Consider the following 14,728-nt stretch of genomic DNA (forward strand, 5'->3'; position numbering starts at 1 on the left):
GTGAATGTCGGACGGCGTGGTGCGATGTACATGCCCCGTTGGCTCAAGCACGACGCGGGGAAACTATTCCAGTGTCGGCAGCTTTCTTTGGGCCAGGCGCTTCACGGCCTCGGGCGTCGGCCGGCCGCGTGCCTCGTCCAGTGCGACCCTCAATTGCGCGGCCAGAATATTCCGGCGCACATGTAGTGCCAATTCTCTCCGAGCCTCCGGATCCCTCCGGAGCTTCCCGTTCGGCGTTCTCAAGGTCGCGAATGGAGAGGGCAGCGTCGGGGGCGTTCGCTGTGCCAGGCGCACCACCGCCTCCGGAGTCTCCCGCCCACGAATCTCGTCCAAGGCGACCCGAAGTTGGGCCGCCCGGATACCGCTTCGAATCCGTTGAATGGTCACTTTCCTGGACGCCCTGGCTTCCCTATTGACAGCGGACATTGGCTCGCCCTCTCTGCAGGTTGCGTTCATCATTCCAGAGAGGGCAACACCCGCCAAGGCTTCCCGTCAACGAAGCGTGAGCCGCTCCCGCTCGGGGAAGTGCGCCTGGACGAGCTCGCGGCTCTCCTGGAGGAAGGCCACGACTGGCCACGCCACCACCACTCTGACTCCGAGCGCGAACACACGCTGGGCGTGTGGATCCACACCCAGCGCTACAAACGGAACCGCGGCGACCTCGAACCTGTGAAGGTCAGCCTGTTGGACACCACCGTTCCCGGCTGGCAGATCGGAAGGACCAGGGGCCGACCTCCCCGGCGGTGACCGGAAGGTCGCGCCTCCCGGCCTGTCAGCTAGGGACGGGAGCGCGGGAAACTCAGAAAGCTAGTCAGGAGGTGTACCTCCTTCTGTCGCCGGGCACTGATACGGTCTGCCCATGGATGAAGTGCAAGCCCCGCTCGCATCGAATATGGAGGAAATTTCCGACCGTCCCGGGTTCGATGAACAGTTTCTCGGTGCCCGTGTCGGCATTCCCCCCCTCCCCGGCGTCGAGTCGGTCCTGCTCCCTTACACACACTTTTCCGTCCTCATGCGGCTGGACAAACGCCTGGCAGCCGTTACTGCGCTCGGAATGGACGGCACCAAGTTGATCGATCTGGACCGGTCCGGGATCCAGTGGAAATTGGATCCGCGGCTGCGCGCGGACCAGCAGACCGGCGAGGCGGTCTACGCCCACAACGACATCGACCGCGGCCACCTCGTCCGCAGGGCATCGGCCGTCTGGGGCGACACCCGGTTGGAAGCCGCCCGGGCCAACGCGGACACGTTCCACTACACGAACGCAGCCCCGCAGGCGGCCAAATTTAACCAGGGAATGGACCTCTGGCTCGGCCTGGAGTCCTACCTGCAGGACAACGCAGCCGACAACAGCCGGCGCCTCGTCGTCTTCACGGGCCCGATCTTCGATGACACCGACCCCGTCTACCGCGGCGTGCAGATTCCGCTGAAGTTTTTCAAAGTTGCCGCATTCATGCACAATGGCTCCCTCGCCGCTACCGGATACGTCGTGGACCAGTCACCCCAGTTGGCGGACCTTCCGGATGTACCCCGACCAGGAGCACTGGACGAAACTCCGCCACTGGGTCCGTTCCGAACATTCCAGGTACCCATCAGAGATATCGCGGTGCTGACCGGGCTGGACCTGGAACAACTGTCTGCCGTGGACCGGATGCCCATTGCTTCGACCCTGCCCACAGCCCGGGTCGCTTCAACGTGGCGGCGTTTGAGAACACCACGGGACCTTGATCTCGACTTCGAGCTAAACGAGTAAGAGTACGGCTCTGCCAGTGGTTTCTGCGAGGTACCAGCATCTTCGATCGTCGCTGCACCTTGGGCATCGCATATGAAGCAGGGTTCCGTGCAGGCGGCTTCTGAGATCAGGTGCAAACTACTTCGGAAAGCGACACCACGGGACTAGCGGTGCACCGGCCCTGCTCCATAAGGTCCTAACGCCAATCCGGCACGCGCCTCATGTCCTCGCGCCAGAGCCGGTACCGCCTCCTCTTCTCCGGCCACGGGGTCGCATCGTCACGGTCAATATGCGAATCCATCATGTCCGGGACGTGCTCGCCCGCCGCGCGCAGTGCCCGCTCCAAGCACTGCTTGACATCGGTGAGCCAGACCTCGATTTGCGTGAGCGGGATGCCCGAGAGCCACACCTCGTTGTTGTCTGGCATCGGCAGTTCGAACACCGCCCACAGGTCTTCCTCAGCCAGCGTACGAAACCGCGAAAGCTCCTCGAGCCCGCGCATGGCGGCGAGCTTCTCCTGTATCTTGAAGAACAGTTGGGCGTGTTCGGTCTCCAAGAGGTTCTTAGCTGACCGCCCGTGCTCGTCCCAGTGCTCGGAGATGTTCCGGAGGTCCCTCAGTACTGACTCCTCCTTCATCGCGGTCTTCGGTTTCTCCAGGAGCCGGTCCTGCGAACGGAACACGTTGTTGATCGCAGAGAGCAGGAACGTCCTCTCGATCCTCTGTTGCATGTGCATCGCCACGGTCGGGACCAGCACCGGCGGATTCGGGCCCTTGCGCATCTCGGGGAGAACAGCAGCCAGCGATCGCGAGTCAGCCTCCACCCGCGCGATCGTGTTGAACGCCGAGACACGGCGGAACCTTGCGCACTGCATCTGCGCCGCCTCGACCCACATGAGTCCGGTGGACCAGATCTCGACCTCGGACCTCGGGACACGCACCTGCTTTGCCATGCACCCCATGCTCGCACTCGGATGCAGCAAATGACATTCGTGCAGTCGTCTTCGGAAAATGATAGCCCTCTAGATGCGGACGCAGAGCGCATATACGGCTTTTACAACCGAGCGGTTCTTGCTATTATCTGATTTCCGCTGGCTGAGCCTGCTAGTAGGTGCCGTTCAGTTCGGCACTCTCTTGGGGATGGCCGTGGCAATCCTGGCTCTGACGCTTCTACGCCTTCTCAGTGAGAGAAATATCCACTTAAGGACGTTTAAGCAGAAGGAAGGGGGCACTATGACCGGAGCAAGCAAAAACGGTAAAAACGACCAGAGAACGTTCGTGCAGTACCTATACGAAACAATTTGGGCGATTGGCGCCGGAGCCTTGGTGGCCTACTGGCTTCCTGAACTAGCGGAAAGTCGAAGGGTCTGAGATCGATCACGAACTCAGGCCCTTCTTCTGCGGCTGCGCTCCATTGACTGAGAAATCGAATACGGGTCGACGGTTCTGATGTCGAGTAAAGCTTGAGGACCTCCTGGTTCTGGAGGGAGCCCAGTCCCTAGGAGCCCGCAGAAACGGCCCTGCCTCGGGAGGCCCTACTTCTCGGCGCTGGGCGCGTTGTAGCTGACGGCCGCGACGGCCATGGGAGCGGCCGCACACCCGACGAGGGCAGCTGTGTGTCACGTAAACAACAACCGCATATGTCGCATACGGTTCAAGAATGGTTGATCCTTCGGATCTAGTGTCGCGTTTCTGAAGTTGTGGGACGGTTTCGCGAGCATCCGTTCCTGGGTCTTGGTCCAAGCCGAAGAGGTGCGGCATCGGTCGTTCCAGCCGTCTCACCTGTCCTGAATCAAACTGCCATATTCACCTGGGCGGGGCCGTAGGGGTTTCGCGGGGTTCAAGCCCTCAGTTATACAAAGTTCTAGGGGGTTCTACGGTTTTCCCTAGAACCCCCTAGAACTCCGAATAAGTGGCAAAAGTTGGGGACTGGGAATGTCTCAGGGCGGTGCTGGTTTGGTCGACGATTACTCGTTTGGACGTCCCTGCCGGACGGGGGTGGATGCTGAACAACGTGCTCAGCGCCCACTTCACGCCCCTGTGGCATCAGAACACTCCCCCGCCGGGGGCCTTTCGAGCCGGCACTGTGGCAGGATGACACCCATCATGGACAGCAAATTGCGGCGCGCTCCTGACGCAGAATGGGTGTTGATGTACCGGCTCGGGCTGGGCCGGAAACGCATCGCTGACCTCGTTGGCGCCGAGCCCGCCACCGTCGGCTACCACCTCGTCATAGCTCGCCGCCGGGACCCGGAGCTCGAGGCTGAACATCTCGCCGCCGCCGACACCGGACCCCGACCCTCCCATGCGGCCCTTGCCCGCATGGAAGAGATCATCATGTGGGTTGCGTCCGAAGGTCGATTCCCCCGTGACAGCTCAAGGGACAAGTCCGAACGGTCAATGGCGCGGTGGTTCTCTGACCGTCGGCGCGAGGCGGCCCAAGGCACCCTTCATTCGGCCTATGGCGAAGGCCTTGCCCGAGTTCCCGGGTGGGACTCGAACCCCAGAACAGCGGCAGAGGAAGCCAGATGGCACCGACGGCTGGCCCAGCTCGTGGACTTCCGCGAGGAAGGCAACGATTGGCCCCGCCACAAGAAGTGCGATTCTGAGCGGGAACATACCCTCGGCGTGTGGGTCCACGCCCAGCGGCAGAAGCACCACCGGGGCGAGCTCGAACCGACCAAGATCAAGCTTCTAGACGAAGCAGTTCCCGGCTGGGCGATCGGCAGGACCCGCGGCAGGCCACGACGGCGATAGGAGCGCGCTTCTGCGACCTTAGAAGGCTGCGGCCGGTTTCGCTGGCGCCTTGCAGGAACATACGAAGAAGAGGGCCAGTTGATCTACTGCCCTCTCTTTTCGTCGTGTCTATGCTTTCGCCGCGCGGCTACACAGTTACGAGCTCGTCCTCCACGGCGACCAGCTCGGCGATCTTGGCAGCGACAACGGCCATCGAATCATCAGCCGTGTCCAGCCCGTTTCGGGAGCCGAGCAACGGACTCACGTCCCGCAGTTCGTCGTAAGTCGTCCCGTGCACAACGGGGATCAGCAGGTCACGCGCAAGGAGCGCCGAAAGCTCCTTGTCGGACACCCCGCCACCATCCACGCGCTTGAGCAACGCGGGGGTGACCAGGACGATGCCGGTACGGGACTTCGCCAGGCCCCTGTCGATTTCCCGCAGGAACGGCTGCCCAAGCACGATGTCCTTCTCGCTGAACCAGACTGAAACCCCAGCGGCCTCCAGGAGATCATGCAGATCCGTGGCGGTGCCGCGCCGGTCGTCCCATGCGTGACAAAGGAACACGTCTCGAAGTTCGGGCCGGCCGGCGCGGGCTTCGACGGCGCGACGTACAGGCGTCAGGGCCTGCACTTCAGCCGGGGTGTAGGTGACGGTTGAGGTGCTTGGTGACCACCTCGGACGCGTACCTCCGCTGCTGCTTGATCCGCCACTACTGCTCCGGGGAGTGTAGGTCGGCTGGGGCGTGTAGTAGGGACGGGAGGAGTAGCCGTGGCTCCTGCCTCCGCACGCGGGGCAGTTGGCCCTCGCGGCTGCTGATCTGTGGCCCTGGCGGGGCGCTGTACACCTGCTCATGACCGGATCCTAACAGCCGCGGCAGACACATCTGAGTCACATGGGCTGTCGCGGCGCCCAGGTTTCCAGCTAGAGCCCGCTGCCGCCCTTCCACTCCTCCTCCGTCACGCGCTTGATGCTGGACGACTGGGCCCAGCCCAAGTGGTATGTGCCGGAGGAATCCAGCCACTCGATCAGGCCGTAGCTGTGCGACCAGGCCACGGCCTTGCCGTAAATGCTGCCGACCTGCACCAGGGGACGGCCGTACTTCGGAAAGTCCCGGATCGGGGAGCTGTCATCCATCGGGCGGCACTTGTCGGCGTCCAGGCGCGCCATCATCCGGTCCATGTCCTCGGGAGAGCCTGCATTGATCACGGCTCAATATTATCGAATAAATGTTCTCCACAGACTTCTCCACATGTGGATATGTATTCGATTCCATCCGTGCGCCACCGACCACCGACGACAATGCCTCGAAACGCCAAGGAAGTGCACCCCGTGGGTGCGTGCGGAAGTCGGCCGGTGATTATGTTCTGGCCCCGTCGCCGAAATCTGATCCGATCTCATCCGGGCACGAATTTTGGAAGATGTTGCTGTAGCGAAGCTGGAGGACCGACTCTGCGGAAACAGTAGAGGCTGTACCAAAAATAGAATCCATGACGGGAGGTCCGCGTACTCGCATGTCGCGTACAACCAGGAGGCAGAGATGGCGATAACCACGGGCGAGGCTCGACGTGACCTTGTCCGCCTTATCGAGCGGGTGAACCTCGACCGCACCGAGATCGAGATCGTGTCCAAACGGGGATCCGCGGTCTTGATGTCGAAGGACGAGTTCGACGCCCTGGTGGAAACGAGCTACCTGCTTCGGTCACCGAGGAACGCTCAGCGCCTCATGTCGGCGCTGGAGTCCGTCCGTGGAGCTAATGCCGCTAAGGGATCGTAGGCCCATCGTCGAACCATGACATCCCCATGTTCCTCTGTGTCCATGATGGCCCGTTGCCGGACCGACCGTCCGCACTATGTCCATGAACGACCGGCGCAGGAAGTCCGAACGATGCCAGGCAAGAGGGCGGGATGGCGTGACCGTAGTTAAAGTTCCGGGGCGCGGTGAATGGGGTTCCGCTGGTATGCCGAATGGGAATGACCTTGAGCGCGGCAGGTCCGAACTGACGGCGGGGCCATGAGAGTGTCGTTTGCAGCCATATTGCCAGGAGGAGGGACGAAGACGTGGGTCCACTCGTTGGACTCGGAGACGATCGCAGACAGATCGCGACCGAACAGTCCGTCTTGTCGGGGGCGCGCTTCGGCATCTTGCGCGTGAACCCAGTGTTCGTAGCGCTCGTAGATGAATCTGAAGGTCACGACGGACGCGAAATCCTGAGCATGAGCCGACCAGAACCGTCGAGCGTTCTCGTCAACGGGCACCCGAATGGTTGGACCTGGCGCCACAACGGTGCGATTGGGAGGCGCCGACGCGATTGGCTCCAGGTGTGAGCCTTCAGCCACGTCCTGGTCGCTGCGACAGCACGGGATGAAACTGAGTGCGCCTGACCGGACGACGTACCGGAATGTTGCGACCGTATAGCACGTCTCCAGCAGATCCAGGATGGAGTCAGTGATTTTCGGGTCGATAGAGGCTGCGACGATGACGAGTACCTGAGATTCGTTTACCGTCTCTGGCAACGGGTGACCGAAACGCCGCTGGAAGGCCTTCACCAAGTTGATCTTGAGACGGCCGTCCTCTACGTCGCGAATGAGCTCCTCCCTGTCCATCCGCTTAATCCTGCGGCGATAGCGGAGAATTTGGGCAATGATGCTTTGGCTGGCTTCGCCCAGCTTCAGTTCGATGATGTAGATGACACCAGTCGAGTCGATCGCGAGCAAATCGATTCGCGCTCCGACCGTTATAACCTGCGTTCCCCGCTTTATCTGTTTTCCCCTCTTCACCTGCCTTCCGATGATCAACAGGCGCTGCCCGGGAAGCGACAGATGTGCCTCCAGGTAGTCTTCCAGGGCCTTCTCGAGCTGAAACGAGAACACCGTCCGTGTGGTCACCACCAGCCGTCCGATTCTCCGGCCGGTGTCGGCCCGGGTATGGGTGCGGAGTGATTCACCGATAACGAAACCAGGTTCCTCCGGTGTGCTGCCGGCGCTCCCGAAGCGCCTCCTAAATACCGACCCTCGCACACGACCCGAAACGAGCATTTCGCGGTGGGGGCATCCTGTGAGCCCGTGCAGGACCACAAAGACGACAACACCTCGATCTGTTCCATGGGGACAGCGTCCACGCTAAGGGCAAGCCCACGACTTACCATGTCGGATGCTTTCTCTTGGCCAGTCTCCTCACAGCCTCGGGAGTCGGACGGCCCCGCTGCTCGTCCAGGGCGACCCTCAACTGAGCGGACCTGATCCCACGGCGCAAATGCAGAGCCATTCCAGCCGTGACGCCGGATGCATTCGAAGCTTCCCATCCGGCGTTCGCAAAGTATCGAATGGAGACGGCAGTTTCGGGAGCGTTCGCTGAGCCGGGCGCTTCGCGGCGTCGGGCGTCTGACGTCCCCGTAGCTGGTCCAAGGTGACCCGGAGTTGGGCCGCCCGGATGCCCCTCCGTATACGCAGAACTGTTTCTTCTCTGTACGCTCGGGCTTCCTCATCAAGACGAGACATTGAGTCATCCCTCCCCGCATGTTGCGTTCATGATTGCAGAGTGTTCTTCAGCCGCCAAGGGCTGAACGACGACTCGCATCCGCTGTCGCCGGCAGCTTCGGCGAAATCTGGGTCTGGCATCTCCCGGGTCGGTGCCGGACGCACGCCGGGCGCACCTAGGGAGCTAAAGGACCAGATTCCGCCTAATCACTGGGCACACGGGGCACACCGAACCCAACACGCATTACTACCAGAATTTACCGAAATACTACAGCCCTGGGTCCTCGCGGACTTTCATTGGGAGGCCAAGACATCCGTGAGCAGTGGCAAAATCCGCGTCATGCCGGGCAAAACAAAAGAGCCAGGCGTCCTAGCCGCCTGGCTCTTTCACTATTCCCTATGGTGGAGGCACGGGGACTCGAACCCCGAACCCCCTGCTTGCAAAGCAGGTGCGCTACCAATTGCGCCATGCCCCCATAAGAAGCAACCCGACAATCATACCCTAGTTCGACGAGCTGTCTTCCAACTCCCGATCCGGGGAATCCGGGCTAGTCAACCGTATCGGTTGATTCGCTCCAGACCGTTTTCCGGGCTTCGGATTCCTGCACTTTCTTGTAGAGCAGGACGCCTGCGATCGTAGCTGCAACAACGAGCAACTTCTTCACATGCACCCCGTTCCGGTTCAGCGATAAACAAATATCAACCGAACCTCCACTTGAATCCGTACAGATTCCGTGGGCGTACCAGGACTTGAACCTGGGACCTCTTCGTTATCAGCGAAGCGCTCTAACCGCCTGAGCTATACGCCCCGATGCCTCATCGGGCCGAGATACGACTTTACAGCACATCCCGGCCCGATCTCAAATCGAGGCATTTCCCCGGGAAAATTCCGGGAAAACTACGGGATTTAGTCGTCCGTCAGGGTGACGCCGATGCCGCCCACGAGGGTGGCCGAGATGTTGTACAGCACCGCCGAGAGCATTGACAACGCCGTCAGCAGAACTACGTTGATAACGGCGATGATGGTGGCAAAGGATGCCACCTGTCCCAGCGAGGCGACCTTCTTCAATTCGAAGCCGCCGCCTTCGGAACCGGCCAGTGTCCCCAGGAGGCCGTCGACCTGATCGAAGATACCGGTCAGGTCCAGAACGGTCCACAGCACAATCGCGGCCACGACGGTCACGATGCCCAGGGCCACGGAGAGCAGGAAGGCCATCTTCAAGACGGACCAGGGGTCAACCTTGCTCACCAGCAGGCGGGCGCGGCGGACCTTGGCCTTGGGTGCCGGCTTGATCAGCCCTGCCGTGCTCTGGCCCGGACGGCTCTGGTCCGGACGCTGTCCGGGTGCGGCCGGGCGCTGCCCCGGAGCCGGCGGGCGTCCCTGTGTGGGACGCTGCCCCGGCGCCTGGGGCCGCTGGGCCGCACCGTTGGCGCCGCCCGCTACTCCCGGGCGCTGCTCGGGGCGGGACGGGGCGCTGACCCGCGGGGCGGCGGCAGGCTGCCGCACTCCGCCGGGAACGCCGCTGTTCGGCTTGGGATATGAGTCGGAATTACTCACGCGTTACCTCCGGTGTTGTCTTCGTCCAGCTCGGCATTGCCTGATGACTCATCTGACTCCGGGGCCGGTGCTGATTCTTCCGCTGCGGACCCCTCGAGGGATCCGTTATCTTCAGCCAACGTTACGTCATCCGCCGCCGATGACTCACTTTCGGCACCATCACTTTCGGCACCCTCTTCGGTCTCGAGGCCGCGTTCGCTGTTGCGCGCCACCTCGATGATGCGGTCGTTCTTGTCCGGCTTGGCGAAGATGACACCCATAGTGTCGCGGCCCTTGGCCGGCACTCCGGCCACGGAGGACCGGACCACCTTGCCGCCTTCCATGACCACCAGGACCTCGTCCTCTTCCTGGACGATCAGCGCGCCCACCAGGTGGCCGCGCTCCTCCTGGTACTTGCCGACCTTGATGCCGAGGCCGCCACGGCCCTGGAGGCGGTATTCCTCGACGGCGGTGCGCTTGGCATAGCCGCCCTCGGTGACGATAAACACGAAGGAGCCGTCAGTGACGACGTCGGCAGCCAGCAGTTCGTCGTCCTCGCGGAACTTCATTCCCGTGACACCGGAGGTGGCCCTGCCCATCGGGCGCAGCGCCTCATCGGTGGCCGTGAAGCGGATCGACTGGCCCATGCGGGAGACAAGCATCAGGTCATCCGTCTCCGAGACCAGCTGGGCGGAGACCAGCTCGTCGCTGTCGCGAAGGTTGATCGCGATGACTCCCGCGGAGCGGTTGGTGTCGTAGTCCTCCAGGCGGGTCTTCTTCACCAGGCCGCGTTTGGTGGCCAGCACCAGGTACGGCGATTGCTGGTAGTCCCGCAGGTCCAGCACCTGGGCGATGTGCTCGTCCGGCTGGAACGCGAGGAGGTTCGCCACGTGCTGGCCCTTGGCGTCGCGGCCGGCTTCCACGAGTTCGTATGCCTTCGCGCGGTAAACCCGGCCAAGGTTGGTGAAAAACAGCAGCCAGTGGTGGGTGGTGGTCACGAAGAAGTGCTCGACGACGTCGTCGCCGCGCAGCTGTGCGCCCTTGATGCCCTTGCCGCCGCGCTGCTGGGAGCGGTAGTTGTCGCTGCGGGTGCGCTTGACGTAGCCGCCGCGGGTGATCGTGACGACCATTTCCTCTTCTGGGATCAGGTCCTCCATCGACATGTCACCGTCGAAGCCCAGCAGGACCTTAGTGCGGCGGTCATCGCCGTGCTTGTCGACAATCTCGGCCAGTTCGGTGCTGATGATCTGGCGCTGGCGTTCCTCGGAGGCGAGGATCGAGTTGTATTCCGCAATCGCAGCTTCCAGTTCGGCGTGCTTGTCCTGGATCTTCTGGCGTTCCAGGGCAGCGAGGCGGCGCAGCTGCATATCGAGGATGGCGCGGGCCTGGAGATCGTCGATGTCCAGCAGTTCCATCAGGCCGTCGCGCGCGGCTTCGGTGGTGTTCGAGGCGCGGATGAGCGCAATCACTTCATCCAAGGCGTCCAGTGCCTTCAGGAGGGCGCGCAGGATGTGCGCTTCTTCCTCGGCCTTGCGGAGGCGGTAGCGGGTCCGGCGCGCGATGACGTCCATCTGGTGCGTGACCCAGTGGCGGATGAACGCATCCAGGCTCAGCGTACGGGGAACGCCGTCGACGATTGCCAGCATGTTCGCGGCGAAGTTGTCCTGCAGCTGGGTGTGCTTGTAGAGGTTGTTCAGCACCACCTTGGCGACGGCATCGCGCTTAAGCACGATCACCAGACGCTGGCCGGTGCGTCCCGAGGTTTCATCGCGCAGGTCGGCGATACCGGAGATCTTCCCGTCCTTGACCAGCTCGGCAATCTTGATCGCCAGGTTGTCCGGGTTGGCCTGGTAGGGCAGCTCGGTGACCACCAGGCACGTGCGGCCCTGGAGTTCCTCGACATTAACGACGGCGCGCATGGTGATCGAGCCGCGGCCGGTGCGGTACGCGTCCTCGATCCCCTTGTGGCCCAGGATGGTGGCGCCGGTCGGGAAGTCGGGCCCCTTGATGCGCAGGATCAGCTCTTCGAGCAATTCCTCGCGGCTGACCGTGGGGTTGGCCAAGTACCACTGAACGCCGTCGGCAACCTCACGGAGGTTGTGCGGCGGGATGTTGGTGGCCATGCCGACGGCGATGCCGGAGGACCCGTTCACCAGGAGGTTCGGGAAGCGGGCCGGCAGGATGGTGGGTTCCTGGTTCTTGCCGTCGTAGTTGTCCTGGAAATCGACGGTTTCCTCGTCGATGTCGCGGACCATCTCCATGGCCAGCGGGGCCATCTTCGTTTCGGTGTACCGCGGTGCTGCTGCCCCATCGTTGCCGGGAGAGCCGAAGTTGCCCTGGCCCAGCGCCAGCGGGTAGCGCATGGTCCAGTCCTGGATCAGGCGGACCAGCGCATCGTAAATGGCGGTGTCACCGTGCGGGTGGTACTGGCCCATGACTTCGCCGACCACGCGGGCGCACTTGTTGAAGGAGCGCTCCGGGCGGTAGCCGCCGTCGAACATCGCGTAGAGCACCCGGCGGTGGACAGGCTTGAGCCCATCGCGGACATCCGGAAGGGCTCGGCCCACGATGACAGCCATCGCGTAGTCGAGGTAGGAGCGCTGCATTTCCGTCTGCAGGTCAACCTGTTCCACCCGGTCAACCAGCACATCGGTTTCCAGTACGGTGCCCTCAACCACGGTCTCGCCGTCGGCCGGTCCGGCCGGAACTTCTGGTGTTTCGTCACTCATAGTCTATATTTTCCGTTTCAGGTATATATCAGTCCGGGAATACTAAGCCGTCATGCGGCTGTCAGATATCCAGGAACCGAACGTCCTTGGCGTTCTGCTGAATGAAGTTTCGGCGCGATTCAACGTCCTCGCCCATCAGGGTGGAGAAGGTCTGGTCCGCGGCCAAGGCGTCGTCCATGGTGACTTGCAGCAGGGTGCGGTGATCCGGGTCCATGGTGGTGTCCCACAGCTCGGTGTAGTCCATTTCGCCGAGTCCCTTGTAGCGCTGGATGCCGTTATCCTTCGGGATACGGCGGCCGGCGGCCTGGCCGGAGATCAGCCGCGCATCGCGTTCCCGGTCGCTGTACACGTAATCGTGCGGGGCGTTGGACCATTTGATCCGGTACAGCGGCGGCTGCGCGAGGTAGACGTAGCCGTTCTCGATCAGCGGGCGCATGTAGCGGAACAGCAGCGTCATCAGGAGGGTGGTGATGTGCTGGCCGTCGACGTCGGCGTCGGCCATCAGAACGATCTTGTGATATCGCAGCTTGCTCAGGTCGAAGTCCTCGCCGATTCCCGTGCCGAACGCGGTAATCATGGACTGGACTTCGGCGTTGCCCAGCGCCTTGTCCAGCCGGGCCCGCTCCACGTTCAGGATCTTGCCGCGCAGCGGGAGGATGGCCTGCGTTTCGGGGTTGCGGCCGCGCTTGGCGGAACCGCCGGCGGAGTCGCCCTCCACGATGTAGACCTCGCACTTTTCCGGGTTCTTCGACGAGCAGTCCGAGAGCTTGCCGGGCATCCCGAAGGACTCCAGCGGGCTCTTGCGGCGCGCGTTGTCGCGGGCCTTCCGTGCTGCCATCCGGGCCTGGGCGGCGGAGATGGCTTTGCGGATGACGTCACGGGCCGGGCCCGGGTTGCGCTCCAGCCAGTCGCCGAGTCCATCCGTAACGACGCGCTGGACGAAGCCCTTGACCTCGGAGTTGCCGAGCTTGGTCTTGGTCTGGCCCTCGAACTGCGGTTCGGACAGCTTGACTGAAATGACGGCCGTCAGGCCTTCACGGATGTCGTCGCCGGTGAGGTTGTCGTCCTTTTCCTTGATGATGCTCTTCTCCCGCGCATAGCGGTTGATGAGCGAGGTCATCGCGGCGCGGAAACCCTCTTCGTGGGTGCCGCCTTCGTGGGTGTTGATGGTGTTGGCGTACGTGTGGACGCTCTCGGAGTACGCGTTGGTCCACTGCATCGCCATTTCCAGGGCAATGTGCCGTTCCGTGTCCTCGGTTTCGAAAGCGATGACGTCCTCGTGGACCACATCGACCTTCTTGCCGGAGTTCAGGTGCTGTACGTAGTCCAGCAGCCCGTTGTCGTACTGGTAAACCACCGTGTGGAACTCTGCGGGGACTTCACCTTCGGTGCGGACGACGTCGAGATCGAGGTCACCGTCCTCGGACGGTTCCTCCGCCGCTTGCCTTTCATCGGTGAGCGTGATGCGCAGGCCCTTGTTCAGGAAGGCCATCTGCTGGAAGCGGGCGCGGAGTGTTTCGAAGTCGAAATCCGTCTCTTCGAAGATGCCGGCGTCGGGGTAGAACGTCTGGGTGGTGCCGGTCTCGGTGGTCTCCTCGCCCTTGACCAGGCTGCCCTGCGGCTTGCCGCCGTCGGCGAAGGACATCCGCCAGACGTGGCCCTGCCGGCGGACCTCGGTGTCGACCCGGCTCGAGAGCGCGTTGACCACGGAGATGCCCACGCCGTGCAGGCCGCCGGACACGGCGTAGCCGCCGCCGCCGAACTTTCCGCCGGCGTGCAGGATGGTCATTACGACCTCCACGGTGGGCTTGTGCTCCGTCGGGTGCATGTCGACCGGAATGCCGCGGCCGTTGTCGACCACCTTGACCCCGCCGTCGGCCTGCAAGACGATCTCGATGTGGGTGCAGTACCCGGCAAGGGCCTCATCGACCGAGTTGTCCACCACTTCATAGACCAGGTGGTGCAAACCACGGGGACCGGTGGAGCCGATGTACATGCCGGGACGTTTCCGGACAGCCTCCAGGCCTTCGAGCACCGTGATGTCGCTGGCGCCATAGCCGTGGGGAGTCGCGGCCTCCGGCGGGGCGACCTCCGCTTCAGCCGCTACTGGGTCCACTGCCGGGATCTCTGCATTGTCGTTAGCCACAGGCGCTTTCGACTCCTCTTTTTCGCTAAAGGCCGGCCGTTGCCACTTCCCGGAGGAAACAGCCACTGCCAACGGGCACGTCACTGATGGCACCGGTGGTGCTGCTGGCTCGAGGATCCGTCTACCGCACGCGGATGTTGCGTCGGAAACGGACTCAGTCAACGTTTCACCGGCGCCCAGTTATCTTCCACGATTCTACCGTGCTATAGGGGCGAAACCCGCATTCTGGAGGCCTAAACGGGAAGGAAAGTGCCGCTGGGAGGCCACAGACTCCGCCTGCAAGGCTCCGGGGGTACCGGGATGGGGTTCCTATACGGCTCCCGGCCGTCTGAGCGCCCTACATGCCGTTCGCAGATTTTTCAAGAGTTTTG

General features: G+C 62.6%; 12 protein-coding genes and 2 tRNA genes. 4 read left to right on the plus strand and 10 right to left on the minus strand.

Going from position 1 to position 14,728, the window contains the following annotated elements; genetic code table 11:
• Nucleotides 1-525 precede the first annotated feature (525 nt).
• Nucleotides 526-747: a helicase associated domain-containing protein gene (locus AC1DF4_RS05990; RefSeq protein WP_476912017.1), complete on the plus strand. Its 222-nt coding sequence runs from the start codon at nucleotides 526-528 to the stop codon at nucleotides 745-747.
• A 112-nt stretch (nucleotides 748-859) separates the two neighbouring features.
• A complete protein-coding gene (locus AC1DF4_RS05995) occupies nucleotides 860-1,753 on the plus strand; it encodes a DNA/RNA non-specific endonuclease (protein WP_476912018.1) in 894 nt (297 codons plus the stop codon).
• A gap of 175 nt (nucleotides 1,754-1,928) precedes the next feature.
• Here AC1DF4_RS05995 and AC1DF4_RS06000 read toward each other — a convergent pair whose 3' ends face one another.
• The gene (locus tag AC1DF4_RS06000; protein ID WP_476912019.1) at nucleotides 1,929-2,684 is read right to left on the minus strand and encodes a hypothetical protein; all 756 of its coding nucleotides are present in this window, start codon (nucleotides 2,682-2,684) and stop codon (nucleotides 1,929-1,931) included.
• A 1,153-nt stretch (nucleotides 2,685-3,837) separates the two neighbouring features.
• Here AC1DF4_RS06000 and AC1DF4_RS06005 point away from each other — a divergent pair.
• On the plus strand, nucleotides 3,838-4,488 hold the full coding sequence (locus tag AC1DF4_RS06005; RefSeq protein ID WP_476912020.1) for a helicase associated domain-containing protein: 651 nt from the start codon (nucleotides 3,838-3,840) through the stop codon (nucleotides 4,486-4,488).
• Between the two features lie 127 nt (nucleotides 4,489-4,615).
• Here the strand turns inward: AC1DF4_RS06005 and AC1DF4_RS06010 are convergent, their stop codons facing one another.
• Nucleotides 4,616-5,320: a toll/interleukin-1 receptor domain-containing protein gene (locus AC1DF4_RS06010; RefSeq protein ID WP_476912021.1), complete on the minus strand. Its 705-nt coding sequence runs from the start codon at nucleotides 5,318-5,320 to the stop codon at nucleotides 4,616-4,618.
• Between the two features lie 69 nt (nucleotides 5,321-5,389).
• Nucleotides 5,390-5,674, minus strand: a complete 285-nt coding sequence (locus AC1DF4_RS06015) for a hypothetical protein (protein WP_476912022.1) — start codon at nucleotides 5,672-5,674, stop codon at nucleotides 5,390-5,392.
• Nucleotides 5,675-6,005: 331 nt separating this feature from the next.
• Here AC1DF4_RS06015 and AC1DF4_RS06020 point away from each other — a divergent pair, with 331 nt between their 5' ends.
• Nucleotides 6,006-6,242, plus strand: coding sequence for a type II toxin-antitoxin system Phd/YefM family antitoxin (locus tag AC1DF4_RS06020; protein ID WP_476912023.1), 237 nt, complete (start codon nucleotides 6,006-6,008; stop codon nucleotides 6,240-6,242).
• 146 nt (nucleotides 6,243-6,388) lie between these two features.
• Here AC1DF4_RS06020 and AC1DF4_RS06025 read toward each other — a convergent pair whose 3' ends face one another.
• From AC1DF4_RS06025 to gyrB, 7 genes are all read right to left on the minus strand, one after another.
• Nucleotides 6,389-7,357 (minus strand): hypothetical protein, encoded by a 969-nt coding sequence (locus AC1DF4_RS06025; RefSeq protein WP_476912024.1) that lies wholly within the window; start codon nucleotides 7,355-7,357, stop codon nucleotides 6,389-6,391.
• 988 nt (nucleotides 7,358-8,345) lie between these two features.
• Nucleotides 8,346-8,421, minus strand: a tRNA-Ala gene (locus tag AC1DF4_RS06030).
• Nucleotides 8,422-8,493: 72 nt separating this feature from the next.
• Complete coding sequence (locus AC1DF4_RS06035) at nucleotides 8,494-8,616, minus strand: DLW-39 family protein (RefSeq protein ID WP_442853887.1); 123 nt, start codon at nucleotides 8,614-8,616, stop codon at nucleotides 8,494-8,496.
• 64 nt (nucleotides 8,617-8,680) lie between these two features.
• A tRNA-Ile gene (locus AC1DF4_RS06040) sits at nucleotides 8,681-8,754 on the minus strand.
• 98 nt (nucleotides 8,755-8,852) lie between these two features.
• Nucleotides 8,853-9,503 (minus strand): DUF3566 domain-containing protein, encoded by a 651-nt coding sequence (locus tag AC1DF4_RS06045; protein WP_476912025.1) that lies wholly within the window; start codon nucleotides 9,501-9,503, stop codon nucleotides 8,853-8,855.
• Complete coding sequence (gyrA, locus tag AC1DF4_RS06050) at nucleotides 9,500-12,211, minus strand: DNA gyrase subunit A (RefSeq protein WP_476912026.1); 2,712 nt, start codon at nucleotides 12,209-12,211, stop codon at nucleotides 9,500-9,502. Before gyrA ends, AC1DF4_RS06045 begins: the two co-directional genes overlap by 4 nt.
• Before the next feature lie 61 nt (nucleotides 12,212-12,272).
• Nucleotides 12,273-14,357 carry a DNA topoisomerase (ATP-hydrolyzing) subunit B gene (gene gyrB, locus AC1DF4_RS06055; protein WP_476912027.1) on the minus strand — a complete coding sequence of 695 codons (2,085 nt, stop codon included), beginning with the start codon at nucleotides 14,355-14,357 and terminating at the stop codon, nucleotides 12,273-12,275.
• Nucleotides 14,358-14,728: the final 371 nt, after the last annotated feature.

This window comes from Arthrobacter sp. 05N429, assembly GCF_056397045.1.